Here is a 17,008-nt window from a genome sequence, read left to right on the forward strand (position 1 = left end):
GGAAGTTTAAGTGAATAACAGGTGAATAAATAAAATTATAAGAAGCCGTCTGCATCGCAGGCGGTTTTTTTGCGTGTCTGGTCGTATTACTTTGACAAGGGCGACCGGATATAACATATGCAATATAAATTGATAATGTAGCGTCATCCTGCTGATTACGGGTTATTTTGTTGCATACAGATGATCTGTGGTAAAATGTCGTTAGCTGTGACGTCCGGAGCGTCCGTTGTTACGGGTGCCGGGCGATCTTGTTGTGAGAGAATGTTTAAAATAGATAAAGAGAACCTTTAAGTTGAACTGGAGAACCATTGTGGAACGTAGAGGGCAGAAAGGATCTAGAGAAGGGAAATTTGTTTATGAATTTCCTTCTTGATGTTAGGTGTTATGAGCTCTAAATACAAAGGTGATGTAGTGAAGGGGACGGAATCGATCTGAAGAAGCGATAGCGTTCGCCTTTGTCTCCGAATTTCTAACCTTTAAGAAGAGAGAATCTAGAAAATTCGGAGACAACAGCGATCGGAAGACGATCCGTACACGTAACGATTACCTCGTATAATCTCAATACACTAAAGAAAAAGGTAATTCTAAAACAAAGATACTACCACTCGAAAGGTTTTCTGCCCGCGTAGTGCCTGAATGGATATCCATGAGTTCATTTTGGAGAGAGACAAAATAGGAGGAACTACTGTATGAGTGAACTGAAATACAAATTGCTTGCATTGGATATGGATGGAACATTACTTAACGATAATCATGAAATTACACAGGAGACCGCCAAGTGGATTCAAATTGCCATTCGTGGGGGTGTACATGTGTGCCTTTCTACGGGAAGAGCGGTATTCCACGCCATGCCTTATGCGGTCCAGCTTGGGCTGGAGACACCGATGGTTACTGTTAATGGTAGTGAGGTCTGGAAAGCCCCGCATGATCTGCATATGCGTCATCTGATGGACCCGGCATTGATTCGCAAAATGCAGGAAATTGGTGAGAAATATAACAGCTGGTACTGGGCATACTCCGTGGAAGAACTCTTCAATCGTGACCGCTGGACGGACAATATTGAAGGTCTGGAATGGTTGAAATTCGGCTTCAATACGGAAGTGGATGAAGTGCGTCACCAGATCATGATGGAACTGCAACAAATGGGCGGTCTGCAAATGACCAACTCCTCACCCGTTAATATTGAGATCAACCCTGCCGGCGTATCCAAAGCCAGTGGTGTAGCTGAAGTCTGCAAGCTGCTGGGCATCGAGATGTCCGAAGTTGTTGCTGTCGGAGACAGTTTGAATGATCTGGCTGTCATTGAGGCCGTGGGTCTTGGTGTAGCGATGGGTAATGCGCAGGAGCAGGTGAAGGAAGCGGCTGATCTGATCGTAGCGAGTAACAATGAAGACGGCATCGTCGAAGTGATCCGTGAACATATTTTGAAGGGGGAGTAACCTTTGCTCGCAACCGTTGCCTGGATTTTAATTGTGCTGCTGTTTGCAGTGGGGATGGCTGGAACGGTATATCCCATACTGCCTGGTGCTGTAGCGATTTTCTTCGCGTTTCTGGTCTACGGCTGGTTCTTCAGCTTTGATCCGTTTGGTGTGTGGTTCTGGATCATTCAGATTCTGATTGTTGTTGTGTTGTTTGTGGCTGATTATGTCGTCAGTGCATGGGGCGTGAAGAAGTTCGGTGGCTCCAAGTTATCAACAACGCTGAGTACCATTGGTGTTATCATTGGCCCATTTGTCATTCCGGCATTTGGACTGGTGCTGGGACCATTTATCGGTGCATTTATCGGGGAACTGATCGGAGGGTCTTCACCTTCCAAAGCGTCGAAAGTTGGATTTGGTTCCGTTGTGGGGCTATTTACGAGTACTGTGATGAAAATTATTTTGCAAATCGTCATGATTGTTCTCTTTATTATCTGGGTGGTAAGATTCGCCTAAACGTTCAGGATTAGCTTCAACGGGATGCACGTCCGGTGTGGAGGAAAGAAGGGGAATTCGTTTGTCTAAGAAAGAAACATTCATTAGGGGTACGCTCATTCTGGCGGCCGCTGCACTGATCGCAAGAGTACTCGGATTGGTTCAACGGGTGCCGCTGGAGCATATCCTCGGCGATATCGGTAACGCATCGTTTACCATCTCCAATACGGTATATTTAATGCTGTTAACTGTAGCAACGGCGGGCATACCGAGTACACTTAGTAAGATGGTATCGGAACGCTATGCGCTCGGACGCGCGAGTGAAGCCCAACAGATCTACCGTGCAGCCCTGATCTTTGCCGCTGTTGCCGGGGTAGTCATGTCTGCTTTGTTGTGGTTCGCGGCACCTTATTATGCTACGTATGTGTCCAAAGTACCGGAGTCGGTCAGCGCCATTCGCGCCTTGGCTCCAGCGTTACTACTTTTCCCGGCTATTGCGATGATGCGTGGATATTTCCAAGGACGTGGCAACATGACAGCGGGTGGTATTTCACAGATTGTTGAACAGTTCGCCCGTGTAGGTACAGCCATTATCGTGGCTTATGTCATGCTGCAATGGAATTATGATGACCAGACGATTGCTGCAGGTGCTTCATTTGGTGGGGTATTAGGAAGTGTGGGTGCCTTCGGTGTCATGCTGTACTTCACCTTGAAGCTACGTCGTAGCGACCGTGCGGCCCAATTGAATTACGAGCGTGCAGAGCAGTTGCCGATGCGAGGTATCTACAGTGATATCTTTAAGCTGTCTATTCCAATTGTGCTGTCTTCACTTGCGGTTCCAGCCATTAACTTCATCGATTCATCCCTTGTGGTACCACTGCTAAGTGGCCAAATCGGACTCGAAGAAGCGACTGGTGTACTTGCGATCCTGGGTGCGAAAGCCCAAAGTATTGCGGGTATTCCTCCGATTCTGGCTATCGCTTTGAGTCAATCATTGGTGCCTGTCATATCGGCAGCATTTGCCCGCAAGGATGAAGCGCATCTGAAAAGTCAGGTTACACTTGCCTTGCGCATTTCGATTCTGACTGGTATGCCGATTGTCATTGCACTTTGTGCGGCAGCGTATTCGGTCAACGGATTGCTGTTTACCAATCTGGATGGAACGCCGATCATTGCCTTGTTAACATTCGGTACCATTTTCCAGATTACGATGATGACCACCAACTCTATTTTACTAGGGGTAGGGAAACCGCGGATTACGATGATCAGTGTCGCAGCAGGTGTTGTGATCAAACTGATCGCAAGTCTGATTCTGGCGCCGATCTTCGGCATTTACGGCATCATTATTGCAACGGCCCTCTGCTTCTTGGTCATCACGTACCTGAATCTGCGGGTCCTTCGTAAAATCGTTGATTTCTCCATCATGGGAGATCGTTGGAAAGGATTTATCATTACAGTGTTGCTTGCAGCAGGTGTAGGATTTGCAACGAACTGGATTGGCAATACGATCTTTGGACTGTTCCTGCCAGCGCGTGTATCCTTCTTGTTTACCTGCCTTGTGGTTGGTGTGCTTGTTGTAGTGGTGTATCTGGTTCTCATGGTTGTGCTGCGTGTACTGCGCAAGGACGAGCTGGGCAGTTACCCCCGTATTCTGCAAAAAATTCTTCGTCCACTTATGCGTCTTCAACGTGGAGCTGGGCAAAGAGGTTAAACATGCAAGGAGCATCATCCATGCTCCAATATTTTGTGAAAATAGGATACAGGCTCTGTCTGCTGTTTAGCGGACAGGGCTTTTTGTATAGTTAAGGAGAGTTGAGCGACTGAACTCGACATTAGCCCAGCAAGCGAGGATTAGCGGTACATCGGGTATCACATCATCCGTCTTTGCCTGCTCTATATGATTTTTAGCATTAGTGTGTGATGGCCTTGGCATCATGAGCCAGTGCTGTTTTCAGCATGCCATACCGGTGTTCGTGACTCATCTCAAACAGCCATGGCCGACGCGGTGCCGTCAGATAACCGAGACAATCCCGAGTCTGAAGCCAGTCCTGTCTGGTGATCGGTTCATAAGGCGTGTCCCCCCATACGGAGAGCAGTTCCGGACTATATAATCGTTGCCCTTCTGGAAGCCATTCTTCATCCATTAGCTCCTGAGCATAAAGTGTATGTTCCCCTGCCTCGTCTTCACGATTGGTAAACAGCCCAGGCCAATATTCAGCGCGCGAGCCACGATGGGGAACCAAGCGTGCGAACTCCAACACTTGTGTGTGTACTTGCTCCACGCCAAACAACAGGGCATATAGCCCTTTACCAAACATGATTCGCTCATCTAGTTTGCCAAAATGTTCAATGACGCGTCCTGCGAGTCCTGCTCCCTGTCCAAGAGGAAAGACGATATGATTCAGACCGGCCAGATTATGCAGATGGAATGCGGGTTTGGAAAGTACTTCTTTTTGAAAATAAGGATGTTGCACCACCCGGCTCTCGATATAGTTCTGCTCATTAATAATTAATGCCACACTTAGCAGTGAACTGCATCGTTCCAGCCAAAAGCGTTCCCAAAACGGCGTCATAAACGCCGATACGTGAAAGTGCGACAAGAGATGGAAACAGCTACGTCCGATCCGGCGACTGTTCATATACAGCAGAAGCTGTGGATATGCATCCTGGAAAATGAGTGCATTGCACCGCTCCAGCAGCCGATACATATGCTCGCGATCGCTTTGATTCTGTAGATTATGCATTAAGTCACTCTGAAGATCTGTCATGTGATATCCGCCGTTGCGAGAGACCATATGGGCAAGTAGTGCCCAATGCAGTTCGGGATATTGTTCATAACATTCCAGATAGGCTGCCGTGCGAGTGATATTACTCCGATTGTGCTCCTGAGTCAGTGTCTTAATCTCTTCCAGAATGATGCAATCTTCTTCGCAGACGAGTGCGCTTTGAACCTGGTCCGTGCGTGCAAAAGATTTGTTGCCGGCAGGTAACAAACGCTCCACCTCAGACTGTAAGGCAGCTGCCGTATCTGTATCCCACTCGATGTCACGCAAAGGGTGACGAAGCTGTGCAGAAGCTTGCCATGCAGCCTGTTTGCCACGCCAGATTTCACGGGCAGCACCCGGAATGGAACGGACCATCTGCAGAAGGGACCCGTGATGTTGTTCGCTGGAAGAATCGGTTCTGGTGGAAGTCATGATGTGACATCCTTTCATGATGTTCTGGGTTTAATTTCACAGACTATGTGGTTTATTCTAAGTATGCGCTGATTATTTGACTTCCACTCGCCAATTTGCTTCACTTAGGGTAAGACAAGGTACAGAAAGGGAGATGAACTGAATGGAACAGATTACTTCCAAACCGGCTTTTGATGTAGCCATCCAATCCCCACGTTTGACGATTGCCGTATTCAAGGCAGACTGGTGTGGTGACTGCAAATACATCGATCCGTTTATGCCTGAGGTTGAAGAGAAATATGCACGTGAACTGACCTTGATTGAGGTCGACGTGGATCAGGTTGGAACCGTTAGTGAAGAGCAGAATATTCTTGGCATTCCGAGCTTTGTGGCGTATACAGATGGCCGCGAACTCGTACGGTATGTGAACAAGCTGCGCAAGTCCAGAGAAGAGATTGAGCAGTTCCTGGATCGCGCAGTTGAAGTGTACAACACGATCCATAAATAATGTTATATAAGTTCGATAAATGAATATTTACACAGACACACAGACACTCCGATGACAGAATAACCTTCCGATCGCTGTTATCCCCAGATTTCTTTGATCCCTTTTATAAAGGGGAGAAATCCGGGGATAAAGGCGAAGCATATGCTTCCGATGCAGCTTTCTTTCAGAAAGCTTTTAGCTCCGCTTCTTCAGGCTATTTCTGTCCTCTCCGTTATTGTGTAGATGTTTCATTGAACTTATATAAAAGTATGACAGGTTCATGTTGTAAAAGGGTATACTAGATGAAACGCCATTTCTCTTGAAATAGGGAAATGGCGTTTGCGTTTGTGTGTTCAGGATTCTGTTTAAGACACAATTGAACTGGCATATCCCTCAATTACATATCCTCAATGACCTGCGGGTCATTATTTCACCAGACGTTAACATTTTGTCACAAAGCGCGACGTCAATGAACATTTTATCCGGTATAATGAATTTAGTTGTGAAATAAGTGTCAAAGTACCGAAACAAGCGGAGAATATTCTTCGCCATCTTAAACCAACAGCGGGTGAGAAAAAATTGAAACACTTAACTTTGTTTAAATGGTTAACCGTATTAACCTGTCTTGTCATGTTTCTGGCCACTTTTGGTGGAGGCATCGTAACCAAAACGGAATCGGGCCTTGGCTGCGGAACAGAATGGCCTTTATGTAACGGAAAACTCGTTCCCGCACATACTGTGGCTTCACTCATTGAATATTCCCATCGCGCTGTAAGTGCACTGGCTGGACTGTTGTCCATTGCCTCGTTTGTTGCTTTTCTGCGGTTTGGCAAGTCACGCCGTGACCTGCAATTGTTTTCTTTCTTAACTCTGGTATTTGTTATCGTCCAGGGAATCATGGGGGCTTTTGCCGTTGTCTTCTCCCAATCTTCAGCAGTCATGGCACTGCATTTTGGTTTTGCACTGATTGCTTTTGCCAGTTCTCTAATGATGGCGCTGGGCATAAGGCAGGAGGCCAAAGATGGCGGATTGGAGCGCCTGAATAAATACCCTCGGGTTAGCAAAAAATTCAGGAATCTGGTCTGGTTCTCCACCATTTACACATATCTCGTGGTATACACAGGTGCATTTGTGAGTCACACGGATTCTGCCGGCGGATGTTCTGGATTTCCGCTCTGTAACGGGCAGATTATTCCTGAGCTTTCGGGTGGGGTAGCGGTTGCTTTTGCTCACCGTGCAGCAGCTGCGTCGCTCGTGATTGTTATCGCAATCCTGGGTCATTTCGCTTACCGTAATCATCCGGACAACAAGGAAATGCGTACTCTGGGTGTGGTATCCGTTGTTCTTATTCTGATGCAAGTAGTCATTGGTATTTTCATGATGGTGACAATGAACCGTCCGGAAGTATACATGTTCGTAGCTCTTGCTCATATGCTAGATATCGCCATATTGTTCGGAGTCTTAACGTATATGAGTTTCCTGGTGTACAAGCTACATCGCCCGGCTAATCGTTTTTAAATATGAAAGTCCACCATCCAGTGATGTACATCATTGGACAGGTGGACTTTGTTTGATGTCAGAGGGATCAGGGCAACCTATGGCAAGCAGCAATTACACGGAATGAATGATGTTTCGTTCACGGTGATGAATTCTTGTTGATTTGGAAAAGAGGAGGTTAGATATGCTGCGAACGTTGTTGGGGGAAAAGCCACGTATAAACGAAGGTAAATTGAAGGCAGCGATGGACGCAATGGCGCATACGCTTGAGCTATTTCAACGACAAATGCATGTGGACCATGATCCCACGCATGACTATCGGAAACTGTATGTGTGGACTCAGGGACTCATCTCCTCACTGGATGAACTGGAGCAAAGCTGTTTCGCTGCTGCTCATTTTCGCAAAAAGGTCGTTGCAGGCTCAACGGATGATATGACGGCGACTGAAAAAGCCGAGTATGCACGTTATGTGTATTTCTACAAAGATGGCTTTATCCGCTGCTTTGCCATTCTGGATAAAGTCGGCACAGTATTAAATGAAATATTCCAGTTGAATACTTCAAATACCAAAGCGCATTTTTCTTATTTTACTGTGTTAAGACAGTTCGACTATGCGAGGGAACATCATGATCTTGCGTTGCAATTAATACAGATCAAGGACTCTTATCGTGAGCCGATGAGCAAGCTGCGCAAGCGACGTAATATGGAAATTCACTACATGAACTCAGAAATGCACGATGACCTGTGGCAGTTACATCAGACCTTGCAAGGTAAAGTGAAATTGGAGGATCTGAATCAGCATGTGCAGGAAATGCGTCAGGGCGTCGATATGGTCTGTGAAACGTTAACAGCCTCTTATAGTTATATCAACAAAATATGGAAAAGAAATAATTCCCTTTGACAAATCGGAATACTTGGAATATACTGAGTTTCAATTGAATGTTACATGGATATAACTGATATTTCGGAAGTTACGTTCACATTATAAAGCATAAACTACATGAACTTATAAAATCCTACAACAACATATTTCTTATCGAGAGCGGCGGAGGGACAGGCCCGATGAAGCCCGGCAACCGATTTGTAATGACATGATACATGTATCATTCGTTATAGATGTTAGGTGCTAATTCCTACAAAATGGTGCAAGACACGATTTTGGCAGATGAGAAGGTATATTCTTTCACGTGAAGAGCCCTCTTTGTATCTGCAAAGGGCTCTTTTTTTGTACTTTAAGGGGAGTTTTCCTTTAGATCGGGTAAAGATACATGTAGGTGTTTGGAAAGGGGCAAGTGCGATTGATTGAATTAAAAGGTTTAACGAAAACGTACGGCAAAGGGGCAAAATCTACAACAGCGTTATCCGAGCTGAATTTGAGCATCCAAAAGGGTGAAATCTACGGTGTGATTGGCCATTCCGGAGCTGGAAAAAGCACATTGATTCGCTGCATTAATTTGCTGGAACGGCCTACGGAGGGTGAGGTATGGGTCGACGGAATCAACCTGACTGAACTGAGCAAAACCGAATTGCAGCAACAGAGACGCAAAATCGGGATGATTTTTCAACATTTTAATCTGTTATCTTCGGCAACGGTATATGACAATGTAGCTTTTCCACTAAAGCTTGTGAATACACCCAAGGAAGCCATTGATCGCAAAGTGAAGGAAATGCTTACATTGGTTGGTCTGGAGCACCACAGCAGCAAATATCCGGCTCAATTATCGGGCGGCCAGAAACAACGTGTAGGGATTGCGAGAGCACTTGCAAGTGACCCAAATGTTCTTCTCTGTGATGAGGCTACTTCGGCACTTGATCCGCAGACGACAAATTCAATCCTGAAGTTATTACTCGACATTAATGAAAAGTACAACCTTACGATTGTGCTGATCACACATGAGATGCATGTCATTCAGAACATCTGTGACAAGGTGGCTGTCATTCATCAAGGTGGCATTGTGGAACAAGGACCTGTAACAGACGTGTTCCTGAAGCCGCAGCATGCGATTACGCGGGACTTCATGATGCGTGACCATGAAGCTGGACTTGCTCTGGAAGAGACCGCTCTGGCAAATGCAGGCGTTGAATTGCAGGCAGGTGCTGCTTCCAAACTTGTGAAGATATCCTTTCTGGGTAACAAAACGTATGAAGCGATTTTGTCTAGAACGGTACGTAAAACAGGCGTGGATTTTGCCATCCTGCAAGGTACAATCTCTACGATCAAACAGGTTCCTTATGGGCAGCTGACCGTTCGGTTCGAGGGTGATTCAAATGCGATTGATCGGACGATATCAGAATTAACCGCTGAGGGACTTGATGTGGAGGTGCTTCGTTAGATGGATTTTTCAACCGTACGTTGGGAAGAGGTTGGTAAAGCTTCCATAGAGACACTGCAAATTTTGGGTGTATCAGGCTTGTTTACCGTTATCTTAGGTTTACCGCTCGGAGTACTGCTGTTCATGACAGCCCGATCTGCTTCGATTAAGTCACGGGCAGTGTACACTATACTATCCCTGATTGTGAATATTTTGCGCTCAGTCCCATTTATCATATTGATTGTTGCTCTTATTCCATTCACTCGTATACTCGTCGGTACAGCTACGGGGGTGCTCGGCGTTATACCTCCTTTGGTGATTTCAGCAGCTCCTTATTTTGCTCGTTTGGTGGAGACGACGTTGCGAGAAGTTGATCGTGGTGTCATTGAAGCGGCACAGTCGATGGGTGCATCGACCGGACAGATTGTAAGACGGGTGTTACTGCCTGAGGCACTGCCTGGACTGCTTGCTGGTATAACGATCACCATTGTTACGCTCGTCTCCTATACGGCGATGGCGGGCATGGTTGGCGGTGGAGGTCTGGGAACACTGGCAATCAACTATGGATACTTCCGTTATCAAAATGAAATTATGATCATATCCGTAGTGTCGATGATCATTCTAGTGCAAATTCTCCAGATGGCTGGAGATCGCTTGGTTACATTTTTCACCAGGAAATAACACATAGATAACATGATGGATATGCATTAATGCAGATGCCACATGACAAAATGATTAGAGAAGGGGTTTTACACATGAAAAAATGGTCTTTTGCTCTACTTAGTCTTATGTTGATTGCGGTTCTCGCAGCTTGCGGAAACAACAAGGACGCCGATAGCGGCGCAGACAATTCAGCAGGTGCACCTCGTACAGTTGAATTGAAAGTTGGAGCTTCACCTACACCACACGCAGAGATTCTGGAAAGCATCAAGCCTGAACTGGAAGCACAAGGTATCCGTCTGCAAGTCGTTACGTTCAATGACTATGTACAACCCAATCAGCAACTTGCTGATAAAAAATTGGATGCGAACTTCTTCCAGCACCAGCCTTATCTGGACACAGAGAATAAAGAACGTGGATTCAACCTCGTTTCTGTAACACCTGTTCATGTTGAACCTTTTGGTGGATACTCCAAGAAGATTAAGTCTTTGGATGAATTGGCTGATGGCGCAAAAGTAGCAATTCCAAATGACCCATCCAATGGTGGACGTGCACTGTTGTTGCTTGCGAAGGAAGGTATCATTACGCTGAAAGACAACACGAATATTACATCTACGATTCAAGACATCACAGCCAATCCGAAGAACCTGGATATCATCGAGCTGGATGCAGCCATGATGCCTCGTCAATTGGATGAAGCAGATCTGGTATTTATCAACGCTAACTATGCGCTTGAAGCGAACCTGAATCCGGCGAATGATGCTTTGCTGATCGAAGATCTGCAAGGTAACCCATACGCAAACATCCTCGTTTCCCGTGAGGACAACAAGGATGCAGATGCAATCCAAAAACTGGCTGCTGCTTTGCACTCCGAAGAAGTGAAAACATTCATCAAAGAACGTTATAAAGGTGCAGTTGAACCTGCAACTGAATAATTCACGATATGTATGATATGATGTGAAGCTATTAAGAATAAGCCGTATATCTCTTCTGAAGAGATATACGGCTTATTTTATGTTTCCTAATCTGTGCTGACGTGGCGATCAACATAAGTCAGAGTTTTTCCGGTTTATCCACGTTGGATGGACGCCCAGATTGGCGGTAGTAGGATAATTCATTCTGATCAGCATACTGCTGTTCATCGGCTTCTTGCAGGTACGTCCTCTCGGAGGGAGAGAGTTTCTCTTCTTCTCCGTGTGAGCTTTTGATTTTGTATCTGATCCAACCGATTAACCCAAGGACGACAACGAGGATCAAAGCCCATCCTTTTTTGAGCAAAAGAAGAGCACTGAATTTCTGGGAAGCCGTGTACCCGATTCCGCCCATCAGAAGACTGTTGAGCCCTATGGTGGATGTTTTGTCAGTCGAAGCATTGTACTCCTCGTAGGTATATCCTGCATTGATGCTAAGTTGATTAAGGACAGTTTCCTCGAATACCTGGCGGCTCTGTTGAAAGTTGGCCGTATCGGTAACCAGAATGGCTGTGATGTACCCTTCGCGTGTCAGGAGTTTTACATTGTAATTGACCATGGCTTGCTGATCAGCATTCTTAAAACCGAGGGAGTAAACCAACTGATGTTTGGTACTGTCATATGTCGGTTCGATCTCCCACCCCGTTATGTACGTTCTATATTCAGGATCAAGTTCTCTGTTATCTTCTTCTGTGCCTCGGATATAACTGCTTAACAGCTCTTCGGCACTCAAATTTTGATCGTCATCATGGATATGACCTGTCTTCACGTACTCGAACACAACATACCACGAGCCGAATTCACTATTGCTGGTTATGCTTCCGATTTCGTTCCCATTAGGCTTTCCATCACTGTTAAGTATCGAGCGTTGGGTATTGGGCTTATCCAGATAGGAATGGCTTTCAGGGACTTCCAGGGTGGCCTTACCGTCCAAAGAGACAGATGCTGGTCCAGTAATCCAATCGTACTCATCAGGTGCTTGCTCAGTCAAAATATATCTGGAATTAAAGGTGAATAATCCCTTGTGGATAAGCGAGTTGTAGGAGGACGATAAATCTTTTATACTGGATAGTGACTGCTCTTTGAAGAGGGGGATGAACGTGAAGGGAAAGATTGCCCTCATAACGGGAAGTGCCAAAGGTCTTGGTAAAATGACGGCCCTCAGTCTGGCAGATCAAGGGTGCCATATTGCCCTGAACTATGTACACAGCAGAACAGAAGCTGAGGCTTTAAAGGCTCAGATTATAGCCAAGGGTGTGCGGTGCATTGCCATCCAGGCTGATATATCCAAGGTGGAAGATATCTCTTCATTGGTTGAGCAGGTGGAAGGTAACCTTGGCAGCATTGATATTTTGGTGAATAACGCAGGTCCATTTGTCCGTGAACGACGATTATTTGCGGATTATTCTGAAGCTGAGGTCCAGATGCTCGTGCAGGGAAATCTGTTGGGACCGATGTTACTGGATCAGCGTGTATTGCCAGAGATGAGACGCAAGCAATGGGGACGCATTATCCATTTTGGCTTCAGTCATGCTGGAGAAGCGAGATCTTGGCCTCATCGCGCCGTATATGCGGCTGCCAAGGTGGGTCTGGTATCTTTTACAAAGACACTCGCGGTTGAAGAAGCCCCGTATGGAATTACGGTTAACATGGTATGTCCAGGTGACATTCGTGGTGCGAACAAAGAGAAAACGATTGATGAAATGGCAGGCATCATCGACGAGGAAACACCAAGAGGGCGTCCAGGCAGCGGTGAAGATATTGCACGAGTGATTACGTATCTGTGCCTTGATCATTCCGATTTTATAACAGGTAACATTATGGATGTATCTGGAGGACTTGATCCGATTCGTCCGACCATACAGCGTGAGGATACTTAAAAGGTGAATTGAAGGATTGTACGTGGAATCTGGTAAAAGGGACAGATGAAATGGACTCTCTGCATATGCACACAAAAAAAGAGCCCTCCGCTTCATGCGAAGCGAAAGGCTCTTGAGGTTTATTTCGTGAAGGATTGATTAGAATACTTGTACGACTTCTTGTACACCCTCAACTTCTTCGAGAAGGGCACGTTCAATCCCGGCTTTTAAGGTAATGGTGGAGCTTGGGCAACTGCCGCAGGCACCGACCAGTTTCAGCTTAATAATGCCGTCTTCCACGTCGACCAGTTCCACGTCACCGCCATCGCGTTGCAGAAACGGACGAAGTTTGTCAAGCACATCAATTACTTCATCATACATGGTGCTTTGTGCGTTTTCGCTCATTTTTTTCAACTCCTTTCCCCTATATTATATTACAAATGGCCACAAATTAAAATGGTCAAACAAAGCAGGTGAACCTATATGAGACCGATTATTGAATTTTGTGCCAATAATATGCATTTTGGCACAGATGAAGTCATGGATCAACTGGAAGAAAATCCAGACTACGACGTGATTGAATACGGCTGCCTCACCAACTGCGGCCAATGTTCTATGACTCCATTTGCACTGGTGAATGGCGAAGTTGTCATTACGGACAAAGTGGAAGATCTATATAACGCCATTCTGGCCAAAATTGGCGAAGCCGATGCCTGGGACGAGCTCGATCTCGACTAACCGAGATGGCGCTTGGACATCCAGAGCACACCACTTTTCAAAATACGAGGTACACGTCCCATCATGGACGTTTTGCCCATCAGCCCAAACCCAGACTTCTTGCCGAGTGCACCCAGTGTGCCACGAAGCTTGAGTGGATGTGGATTGGGCTTTTCGCCTTTCCAGAGGGCATGCTGAATATGGGCGATCTGCTCACCCTGTACTTCCGCAGCTTGACCGCTAGGTGCATAAGGTACACTGGCACAGTCACCAACGACATACACATCGGTATATTCCGGGATTTGGTAGTATTCATTCAAGACGACACGTCCCTGAGGATCTTTGGTTACGTCCAGATCCTGTACCACTTTTACTGGCTGAATGCCTGCAGTCCATACGACAGCATCTGTTAGAATCTGTTCATCCCGGTTATAGATGGCATTAGGTTCAACGCGTGAAATGGCGATATGCCCGCGTGTCTCTACCTGATGTTCGTTGAACCATTCATGCACATACACGGATAGACGTTGCGGGAAAGCGGATAATACACGTTCACCACGATCCAAAATGCTGATGTTCAGATCCGGTCTGCTCTCACGAAGTTCGGCTGCTATCTCGACACCACTTAATCCGCCACCTACGATATGCACATTGCCATAGGCTTTGACTTCATTGAGGCGCAGGTAGGTCTCGCGTGTTTTGCTAAAGCTCTGAATGGTACAGCTGTAGTCTTCGGCGCCTGGCGTGTTGTGGAAACGGTCTGTACAACCAAGTCCAATGACAAGTTTGTCGTACACGAGCGGGTCTTGGCCTTCAAATTCAATCTGACGCTGTTCCAGGTCAATCGAAGTAACTTCTCCATAACGGTAAGTGACTTTATCGCTCACTGGAAATTGGATACGCAGGTCATAATCAGATACGGTTCCTGCTGCGAGTGCGTAATATTCTGTCTTTAATCCCTGAAAGGGGCTGCGGTCCACCAAAATAATTTGTGTATCGGATGGAATTTTACCCTCCAGAAGTTCCTTGATGATGGTGAGGCCGCCATAGCCGCCTCCAAGAATGACGAAATTTTTCATGACTCGGCTTCCTTTCTGCATCAGTCCCACTGAAATGGGGCTGTAAACTGTGGAGCAGCTATGCAATAACATAGCTGCTCCTTTTGTTATGATTTAAATAATTGAAAAGTAGATATTGAAAATTGAAGATATTAATCAGCAGTTTGCACCACTCGAATTCAAACGTCTCCCTATAATGAAAGCTGCGTTCTGGAGTGGTGCTGGTGCAATATTGGTTGTAAATGGAGTTATATCCTATTCGTACACTTGAATTTCATTGTAGAACGTATCACGTTCTACCGGAATACGTCCTGCACCCTTAATGAGCCATATGAGCTCTTTACGTGTAAGGCCTTCAGGTGTGAGTGCACCTGCCGCATGACTAATCCGTTCGCGAACGATCGTACCGTGTGCATCCGAAGCACCGAATCCAAGGGCAACTTGAGCTAGCTGTGGACCGATGTTAATGAAGTATGCTTTGATATGATCGATGTTATCCAGCATCAGACGGCTGATCGCAATTGTTTTGAGATCCTCATAAGCCGAGTTACGACGCATAATGCTTGCGTTTTTACTTTTTGGTTGCATGGAAAGTGGGATAAAGACCATGAATCCGTTGGTCTCGTCTTGCAATTCACGGATCTGCACCATGTGGTTAACGCGGTCCTCATAGGATTCAATCGATCCATACAGCATCGTTGTATGGGTACGCATGCCCAGGTTATGAGCAGTACGGTGCACCTCAAGATAACGATCTACGTTCGCTTTGTCTACACGCATTTTTTTGCGATATTCATCCGACAGAATCTCAGCGCCGCCACCAGTCAATGTTTTCAAACCTGCTTTTTGCAGCTCCTGCAGAACTTCCTTGATACTGAGTCCGCTGATGCGAGTGAAGAAATCAATCTCGGCTGCCGTGTAAGCTTTCAGTGTAACATCCGGATATTTCTCGTTTAAAGCACGCAGGGAATCGACATAATATTGAAAAGGAACATGGTTGTTATGTCCGCCTACGATATGGAACTCACGTACGCCCGGATGAATATGCTGTTCCACATAATCGATCATTTCCTGACCGGATAATGTATAGGAGCCTTCTTCACCCTGGTCTTTACGAAAATTACAAAAAGCGCAGTGGGCTTCGCATACGTTCGTAAAATAAAGACTCATGTTTTCGATGAAATATACTTTCTTACCATTTTTCCGCAAGTTGGCCTCATTGGCCAGCTGGCCCAAAGTCAGCAGATCATCTGTTTCATACAGATATACGCCGTCTTCTACGTTCAGCCTTACGCCGTTCTGCACTTTCTCAACGATTTCAGCCATTCTTTTGTCTGTGAACGGTGTTACCAATGTAGACATACTGTTTCCTCCTGTTCTTAACCGGATTTGAGTTGTATGTAGGATCTGCATACAGAACTACATAGCAAAGATGCGGTCAACTGCCGCCTTCTTATATGGACTAACTCTTATTTACCCGGTCAGCGTGTGCTGCGTACGTAAAGCTAATTTTTTCATTAAAGTGAGTCTTGTGACTCTATATGCATTGGGGACTGCGGACAGTCTCGAAATGTGAAAAAAATTACAACTCTATATATGATCGTCACCTGAATAAGTCATGGCAAAATATCGACATTTCAGTGCGACCACCTATTCATTATAAACCTCGTGTCGCGGGGGTTCAATACACTGGGAAGAAAAAGGAGTTCAGGGGGAACGCGGAAATAGGCAAACATGACTTGAGACCCTTGACGGGGTGGAGTATAATTTAAAGAAGAGTTAATGAAAGGTAGTTCAAAAAGTCCGCTTTTGATTACGAAGGATGCCTAGCGGCATCTCAGCGTCGAATATGGGATTCAGCCGAAATGTCCGTTGCTCACGTAGTTTTGCCTACGCTCCGCTACTCCATTTCTATCTTCATCCCATCTTCTTGGTACTGAAAAGCGCCCTTTTTGAACATGATTTTATATGAAAAAGGAGAGTGACCTGGCATGATTAACATCAGCGAAACGGCTGCTGACAGATTGAAAGAGATGCTTGCACAGCAAGAGACACCTGGTATGTTCCTGCGTCTTGGCGTAGCACCGGGCGGTTGCACCGGATTTTCGTACGCCATGGGCTTTGACGATAAAGAGTCCGATGAGGACCTGTATATGGATATTCAGAGTATGAAGGTTGTAGTCGAGAAAGAAAACCTGAAATACCTGGATGGTCTCGAAATTGATTTTGAAGAGTCCGGTATGACGGGTGGTTTCACTATCCATAATCCGAACGCGGTAGCCACTTGTGGCTGTGGATCTTCTTTCCGTACGAAGGAAGATGCGGGTGTGCCGGATAAGGATTGTTAAGAAACTGAGT

The 17,008-nt window shown here is 45.9% G+C and carries 17 protein-coding genes and 1 riboswitch; of the genes, 12 read left to right on the top strand and 5 right to left on the bottom strand.

What is annotated here, in order from left to right; all coding sequences use genetic code 11:
* Positions 1–689 precede the first annotated feature (689 nt).
* From MHI01_RS24095 to MHI01_RS24105, 3 genes are all read left to right on the top strand, one after another.
* On the top strand, positions 690–1,439 hold the full coding sequence (locus MHI01_RS24095) for a Cof-type HAD-IIB family hydrolase (protein WP_340984283.1): 750 nt from the start codon (positions 690–692) through the stop codon (positions 1,437–1,439).
* A 54-nt stretch (positions 1,440–1,493) separates the two neighbouring features.
* The gene (locus MHI01_RS24100; protein WP_047841365.1) at positions 1,494–1,934 is read left to right on the top strand and encodes a DUF456 domain-containing protein; all 441 of its coding nucleotides are present in this window, start codon (positions 1,494–1,496) and stop codon (positions 1,932–1,934) included.
* Positions 1,935–1,995: 61 nt separating this feature from the next.
* Positions 1,996–3,624: a putative polysaccharide biosynthesis protein gene (locus MHI01_RS24105; protein WP_076319823.1), complete on the top strand. Its 1,629-nt coding sequence runs from the start codon at positions 1,996–1,998 to the stop codon at positions 3,622–3,624.
* Positions 3,625–3,823: 199 nt separating this feature from the next.
* Here MHI01_RS24105 and MHI01_RS24110 read toward each other — a convergent pair whose 3' ends face one another.
* Complete coding sequence (locus MHI01_RS24110; RefSeq protein WP_340984284.1) at positions 3,824–5,110, bottom strand: DUF2515 family protein; 1,287 nt, start codon at positions 5,108–5,110, stop codon at positions 3,824–3,826.
* A 142-nt stretch (positions 5,111–5,252) separates the two neighbouring features.
* Here MHI01_RS24110 and MHI01_RS24115 point away from each other — a divergent pair, with 142 nt between their 5' ends.
* The 6 genes from MHI01_RS24115 (at position 5,253) to MHI01_RS24140 (ending at position 10,980) form a co-directional block, all read left to right on the top strand.
* The gene (locus MHI01_RS24115; protein WP_017692403.1) at positions 5,253–5,597 is read left to right on the top strand and encodes a thioredoxin family protein; all 345 of its coding nucleotides are present in this window, start codon (positions 5,253–5,255) and stop codon (positions 5,595–5,597) included.
* Positions 5,598–6,206: 609 nt separating this feature from the next.
* On the top strand, positions 6,207–7,094 hold the full coding sequence (locus MHI01_RS24120; RefSeq protein WP_243391500.1) for a COX15/CtaA family protein: 888 nt from the start codon (positions 6,207–6,209) through the stop codon (positions 7,092–7,094).
* A gap of 163 nt (positions 7,095–7,257) precedes the next feature.
* A complete protein-coding gene (locus MHI01_RS24125) occupies positions 7,258–7,974 on the top strand; it encodes a Cthe_2314 family HEPN domain-containing protein (RefSeq protein ID WP_047841300.1) in 717 nt (238 codons plus the stop codon).
* Positions 7,975–8,103: 129 nt separating this feature from the next.
* A riboswitch (SAM riboswitch) is annotated at positions 8,104–8,245 on the top strand.
* Positions 8,246–8,371: 126 nt separating this feature from the next.
* Positions 8,372–9,406: a methionine ABC transporter ATP-binding protein gene (locus tag MHI01_RS24130; protein WP_340984285.1), complete on the top strand. Its 1,035-nt coding sequence runs from the start codon at positions 8,372–8,374 to the stop codon at positions 9,404–9,406.
* Entirely contained in the window at positions 9,407–10,066 is a 660-nt protein-coding gene (locus tag MHI01_RS24135; protein ID WP_036673326.1) for a methionine ABC transporter permease, read from the top strand.
* A gap of 74 nt (positions 10,067–10,140) precedes the next feature.
* Complete coding sequence (locus MHI01_RS24140) at positions 10,141–10,980, top strand: MetQ/NlpA family ABC transporter substrate-binding protein (protein ID WP_036605748.1); 840 nt, start codon at positions 10,141–10,143, stop codon at positions 10,978–10,980.
* A 118-nt stretch (positions 10,981–11,098) separates the two neighbouring features.
* Here the strand turns inward: MHI01_RS24140 and MHI01_RS24145 are convergent, their stop codons facing one another.
* Complete coding sequence (locus MHI01_RS24145; RefSeq protein WP_340984286.1) at positions 11,099–12,007, bottom strand: DUF2167 domain-containing protein; 909 nt, start codon at positions 12,005–12,007, stop codon at positions 11,099–11,101.
* Between the two features lie 109 nt (positions 12,008–12,116).
* On the opposite strand from MHI01_RS24145, the gene MHI01_RS24150 reads away from it, so the two are divergent.
* The gene (locus tag MHI01_RS24150) at positions 12,117–12,896 is read left to right on the top strand and encodes an SDR family oxidoreductase (protein WP_076328983.1); all 780 of its coding nucleotides are present in this window, start codon (positions 12,117–12,119) and stop codon (positions 12,894–12,896) included.
* Positions 12,897–13,034: 138 nt separating this feature from the next.
* Here MHI01_RS24150 and MHI01_RS24155 read toward each other — a convergent pair whose 3' ends face one another.
* Positions 13,035–13,280 (bottom strand): NifU family protein, encoded by a 246-nt coding sequence (locus MHI01_RS24155; RefSeq protein ID WP_017692412.1) that lies wholly within the window; start codon positions 13,278–13,280, stop codon positions 13,035–13,037.
* A gap of 78 nt (positions 13,281–13,358) precedes the next feature.
* Between MHI01_RS24155 and MHI01_RS24160 the strand changes: the two genes are divergently transcribed.
* Complete coding sequence (locus tag MHI01_RS24160) at positions 13,359–13,613, top strand: YuzB family protein (RefSeq protein WP_076328984.1); 255 nt, start codon at positions 13,359–13,361, stop codon at positions 13,611–13,613.
* Here MHI01_RS24160 and MHI01_RS24165 read toward each other — a convergent pair.
* Complete coding sequence (locus tag MHI01_RS24165) at positions 13,610–14,671, bottom strand: NAD(P)/FAD-dependent oxidoreductase (protein ID WP_036605751.1); 1,062 nt, start codon at positions 14,669–14,671, stop codon at positions 13,610–13,612. The two genes, MHI01_RS24160 and MHI01_RS24165, sit on opposite strands and share 4 nt — an antisense overlap.
* Before the next feature lie 234 nt (positions 14,672–14,905).
* Positions 14,906–16,012 carry an aminofutalosine synthase MqnE gene (gene mqnE / locus MHI01_RS24170; protein ID WP_047841294.1) on the bottom strand — a complete coding sequence of 369 codons (1,107 nt, stop codon included), beginning with the start codon at positions 16,010–16,012 and terminating at the stop codon, positions 14,906–14,908.
* Between the two features lie 629 nt (positions 16,013–16,641).
* On the opposite strand from mqnE, the gene MHI01_RS24175 reads away from it, so the two are divergent.
* A complete protein-coding gene (locus tag MHI01_RS24175; RefSeq protein ID WP_036605753.1) occupies positions 16,642–16,998 on the top strand; it encodes a HesB/IscA family protein in 357 nt (118 codons plus the stop codon).
* The last annotated feature ends 10 nt before the right edge of the window (positions 16,999–17,008 follow it).

This window comes from Paenibacillus sp. FSL M7-0656, assembly GCF_038003225.1.
Classification (GTDB): domain Bacteria; phylum Bacillota; class Bacilli; order Paenibacillales; family Paenibacillaceae; genus Paenibacillus; species Paenibacillus amylolyticus.

Coding starts and splice junctions, on each gene's coding strand:
- MHI01_RS24095 (WP_340984283.1), top strand. CDS start 690: ATGAGTGAACTGAAATACAAATTGCTTGCATTGGATATGGATGGAACA.
- MHI01_RS24100 (WP_047841365.1), top strand. CDS start 1,494: ATGGCTGGAACGGTATATCCCATACTGCCTGGTGCTGTAGCGATTTTC.
- MHI01_RS24110 (WP_340984284.1), bottom strand. CDS start 5,110: ATGACTTCCACCAGAACCGATTCTTCCAGCGAACAACATCACGGGTCC.
- MHI01_RS24115 (WP_017692403.1), top strand. CDS start 5,253: ATGGAACAGATTACTTCCAAACCGGCTTTTGATGTAGCCATCCAATCC.
- MHI01_RS24120 (WP_243391500.1), top strand. CDS start 6,207: ATGTTTCTGGCCACTTTTGGTGGAGGCATCGTAACCAAAACGGAATCG.
- MHI01_RS24125 (WP_047841300.1), top strand. CDS start 7,258: ATGCTGCGAACGTTGTTGGGGGAAAAGCCACGTATAAACGAAGGTAAA.
- MHI01_RS24135 (WP_036673326.1), top strand. CDS start 9,407: ATGGATTTTTCAACCGTACGTTGGGAAGAGGTTGGTAAAGCTTCCATA.
- MHI01_RS24140 (WP_036605748.1), top strand. CDS start 10,141: ATGAAAAAATGGTCTTTTGCTCTACTTAGTCTTATGTTGATTGCGGTT.
- MHI01_RS24155 (WP_017692412.1), bottom strand. CDS start 13,280: ATGAGCGAAAACGCACAAAGCACCATGTATGATGAAGTAATTGATGTG.
- MHI01_RS24160 (WP_076328984.1), top strand. CDS start 13,359: ATGAGACCGATTATTGAATTTTGTGCCAATAATATGCATTTTGGCACA.
- MHI01_RS24165 (WP_036605751.1), bottom strand. CDS start 14,671: ATGAAAAATTTCGTCATTCTTGGAGGCGGCTATGGCGGCCTCACCATC.
- mqnE (WP_047841294.1), bottom strand. CDS start 16,012: ATGTCTACATTGGTAACACCGTTCACAGACAAAAGAATGGCTGAAATC.
- MHI01_RS24175 (WP_036605753.1), top strand. CDS start 16,642: ATGATTAACATCAGCGAAACGGCTGCTGACAGATTGAAAGAGATGCTT.